Raw genomic sequence first — 4,572 nt, 5'->3', positions numbered from 1 at the left:
GGACTTCAGCCAGTTCGGCGGCGGTGCGGCGGTCGCGGCGACCAACAACGCCGGCACCTGGACCGCGACCTACGTGATCGCGGCCGGGGCGATCGATGCGGCCAACCGCAACGTCTCGGTCACCGCGACCGACAATGCCGGCAATACGACCACGACCGCGGACACCAGCAACGCGACGGTGGACAGCCAGGCGCCGACGGTGACCGACGCCAACATCTCGATCGGCGGTGCCTCGGGTACCGGGGGCGCGTTCAAGGTCGGCGACACGGTGACGGTGACCTGGAACAACACCGCCGGCGGCGACAACAACGCCGATATCACCGGGGCGACGGTGGACTTCAGCCAGTTCGGCGGCGGTGCGGCGGTGGCGGCGACCAACAACGCCGGCACCTGGACCGCGACCTATGTGATCGCGGCCGGGGCGATCGACGCCGCGAACCGCAACGTCTCGGTCACCGCGACCGACAACGCCGGCAACACGACCACCACCGCCGACACCAGCAACGCGACGGTGGACAGCCAGGCGCCGGTGGTCACCGATGCCAACATCTCGATCGGCGGCGGCTCGGGCACGGGCGGGGCGTTCAAGGCCGGCGACACGGTGACGGTGACCTGGAACAACACCGCCGGCGGCGACAACAACGTCGACAGCATCACCGGGGCGACGGTGGACTTCAGCCAGTTCGGCGGCGGTGCGGCGGTCGCGGCGACCAACAACGCCGGCACCTGGACCGCGACCTACGTGATCGCGGCCGGGGCGATCGACGCGGCCAACCGCAACGTCTCGGTCACCGCGACCGACAATGCCGGCAATACGACCACGACCGCGGACACGACCAACGCGACGGTGGACAGCCAGGCGCCGACGGTGACCAGCATCGTGCGCCAGACGCCGTCCTCGTCCGGCACCAACTCCGACACGCTGACGTACCGGATCACGTTCAGCGAAGCGGTCACCAACCTGGATGCGACCGACTTCACCGTGTCCGGCACGACCGCGACCGTCACCGGTGTGACCTCCGCGGGCGGTAACTCGTACGACGTCACGGTGTCGGGCGGCGATCTCGCCAGCTTGAACGGAACGGTGACTATGGGCTTCGCCGGCGGGCAGAACGTCGCCGACAGCGCGGGCAACACGCTCACGAACACCACGCCGACCGGCACCAGCGAGACCGCCTACACTCTCGACAACACCGCGCCGACCATCACCAGCATCGTGCGGCAGACGCCATCCACGTCGCCGACGAACTCCGACACGCTGGTCTACCGGATCACGTTCAGCGAGGCGGTCGGCAATCTCGACGTCAGCGACTTCGCGGTCTCGGGCACGACGGCGACGGTCACGAATGTGGCCGCAGCCGGCGGCAACGCCTATGACGTTACGCTGTCGGGCGGTGACCTCGCCGGCTACACCGGCGTGGTCACCCTGTCCTTCGCGGGCGGCCAGAACGTCACGGACGGCGTCGGCAACGCGCTCGCCAGTACGCCCCCGACCGGCACGAACGAGAGCAGCTACACCGTCGACAACACCGCGCCGACGGTCGTCTCGGTCTCGGTGCCGGCGAACGCAACTTACCAGACCGGCCAGAATCTGGACTTCACCGTCACCTTCGCCGAGGCCGTGACGGTCGATACCACCGGCGGCACGCCGCGTCTGGCGCTCGACCTCGATGGGACCACGGTCTATGCGACCTACCAGTCCGGCTCGGGCGGGACGGCGCTGACCTTCCGCTACACGGTCCAGGTCGGGCATAGGGACCTGAACGGCATCGCGGTCGCCGCGCTGCAGACCAATGGCGGCACGATTCGCGACGCCTCGGCCAACGACGCGACGGCGACGCTGAACAATATCGGCTCGACCACGGGGGTCAACGTCGACGGGGTTAACGACGCGCCATCGGTCACGAACGGTGCGACGCACGTCTTCCCGACCATCGACGAGGACACGCACGGTGGCGGCATGACGGTGGTGGCCATCCTGGCCTCGGCCGGTTACGCCGACGCCGACAACGGGGCGCTGTCCGGCATCGCGGTGACCGCCAGCGCCGATTTCGGCACCTGGCAGTACTCGACCGACGGGGCCACCTGGACGAATTTCGGCACGGTGTCGGACGGGGCGGCGCTGCTGCTGTCCTCGACGACCCAGATCCGCTACGTGCCGGACGCCAAGAACGGCGAAACGGCGACGTTCAGTTTCCGCGCCTGGGACCAGACCACGGGCACGGCGTCGACCAACGGCGCGCGCCAGACCGCGGACGCGACGACCAATGGCGGCTCCAGCGCGTTCTCGACCGGCGTGGCCAATGCCTCGATCACGGTGACGGCGGTCAACGACGCGCCGACGGTCACGAACGGGGCCACGCACGTCTTCGCCGGCACCGACGAGGACACGACGACGGGCGGCACGACGGTGGCGGCGATCCTCGCCTCGGCCGGCTACGCCGATGTCGACGGCGGCGCGCTGTCCGGCATCGCGGTGACGGCGGCCCAGGACTTCGGCACCTGGCAGTACTCGCTCGACGGCAACACCTGGGCCAATTTCCGCGACGTGTCGGAGAGTGCGGCCCTGCTGCTGACCTCGGACACGCTGGTGCGCTACGTGCCCGACGGCGCGCACGGCGAGACGGCGACCTTCAGCTTCCGGGCCTGGGACCGGACCACCGGCACCGCGTCGGGCAACGGCTCGGGCAACCAGAGCTATGCCGACACCACGGCCAACGGCGGCAGCACCGCCTTCTCGACGAACGTCGCCGGCGCCTCGATCGCCGTCTCCGCGATCAACGACGCGCCGGTCGTCACGGCCCCGGCCACGATCGAGGTGATCAAGAACAAGGTCTCGGAGCTGCCCGGGCTCAGCTTCGCCGACGCCGATGCCAGCGGCGGCACGGTCACGGTGACGCTGTCCGCCCCCACGGGCATCTTCGCCGCCTCCAGCGGCAGCGGGGTGACCGTCGGCGGCACGTCGGCCGCGCTGACCCTGACCGGCACGGTCGCGGACATCAACGCCTTCATGTCCACGGTCACCTACAAGGCCTCCCCCCAGGGGCCCGCCGGCACCGTCCTGATGACCGTCACCATCGACGACGGCGGCAACATCGGGTCGGGCGGCAGCCTGCAGGCCACCAGGACGGTCGCGCTGGACGTCCGCACGCCGGCGGCCAGCCGGCCCGACAACGGCAACAGAGGGAACGACCAGCCGTTCACCCCCCTCCCGCCGGTCGGGCTGTCGGGCGGCAACCCGCCGCCGCAGCCGATCCAGGACCTGATCGCGGACATCGGCGGCGTCGGCGGTCCCAACCTCGGCAGCTCCGGTCTCCTGATCACCGGCGCGGGGACGCCCGGCTTCAGCACGCCCGGCTTCGGGACTCCCGGGTTCGGGGGCAACGGGATGGGTACGCCCGGCTTCGGGGCTCCCGGCTTCGGCAATCCCGGGTCCGGCGACCCGGCTCCCGGCAGCCTGAGCGCGCAGCGCGGCGAACAGGGCGGCGCACCCGGCACTCCCGGCTCCCCGCAGGGGCCGACGGCCTTCGCCATGGGCGACGTGAGCTATGTCCGGCTCGGCGACGGCTCGATCGCGGGCCTGAGCGTCAGCGGGACGATCTCCCAGGTTGACGTCGGCGAGAGCAGCCAGTTCGCCTTCAACCTGCCGGAAGGGCTGTTCGCCCATTCCGACCCGTCCCAGACGGTGACGGTCGAGGCGCGCCAGGCCGACGGTTCGCCGCTGCCGGCCTGGCTGCGGTTCGACCCGGCATCGGGGACCTTCGTCGGCGAGCCGCCTGCGGGCGAGGAGGGCATCGAGGTCGAGGTGATCGCCCGCGACGCGAACGGCGCGGAGGCCAGCGTCCGCTTCGAGCTGCGGCTCGACGGCAGCGCGAACGGGAATGCGGACGGGGCGAACGGTGGCGAGGGCCAACCGGGTCCGCGCGCCGACGCCCCGGCCGGCAAGCCGTCGCTGAGCGCCCAGCTCAAGGCGGCCGGGCAGGGCGGCATGATGGCCGAGGCGGCGGCCCTGCTGGAGAGCCTGATGGAGGTGGCCGGGGTCGACGGGGGGGCCGTGGCCGAGCTTCCGCCCCTCGACGAGGCGGCGTGAAACCGGTAGCTTCCGGTTCCCACGCCGTTCCCCGGACCCGACGCGGAGAAGCCCCGTTGCCGCGCATACCGTTCCCGTCGGCAGTCCCGGCCCTGGTGGCCGGGCTGCTGCTGCTGGCGCCCTTGGCGGCGCCCGCCCAGTCCGCTCCGGAGATCCGCGCCCAGCTCAGCCCGCTCAGCAGCACGGTGCTCTCGGGCGAGATCGCCGGCACGATCGAGGAGCTGCCGCTGCGCGAAGGCGACCGCTTCAAGGCCGGCGACCGGCTGGTGGCCTTCGACTGCACGCTGCACCGTGCCCGCCTGTCCAAGGCGAACGCCCAGCAGGACGAGGCGCGCAAGACCTTCGAGGTCAACAAGCGCCTCGACAAGCTGGGCTCGGTCAGCACGCTGGAGCTGGACGCGGCGCAGGCCCGCCTCGCCGCCGCCCAGGCCGAGACGGCGATGATGAAGGCGATGGTGGAACGCTGCGCGATCGCGGCACCC

At 71.3% G+C, this 4,572-nt stretch carries 2 pseudogenes; both read left to right on the top strand.

The features are described from left to right. Positions 1-4,090 (top strand): annotated as a pseudogene (locus VGO20_RS19650) (hypothetical protein); the annotation flags it as partial. Positions 4,091-4,146: 56 nt separating this feature from the next. Beyond that, positions 4,147-4,572: pseudogene (locus tag VGO20_RS19645) on the top strand (efflux RND transporter periplasmic adaptor subunit); the annotation flags it as partial.

The sequence above is a fragment of the Arenibaculum sp. genome (genome assembly GCF_035998295.1).
GTDB lineage: Bacteria > Pseudomonadota > Alphaproteobacteria > Azospirillales > Azospirillaceae > DASYHS01.
Note: the sequence above shows the minus strand (reverse complement) of the source record. Positions and strands in the feature narration are given on the sequence as shown.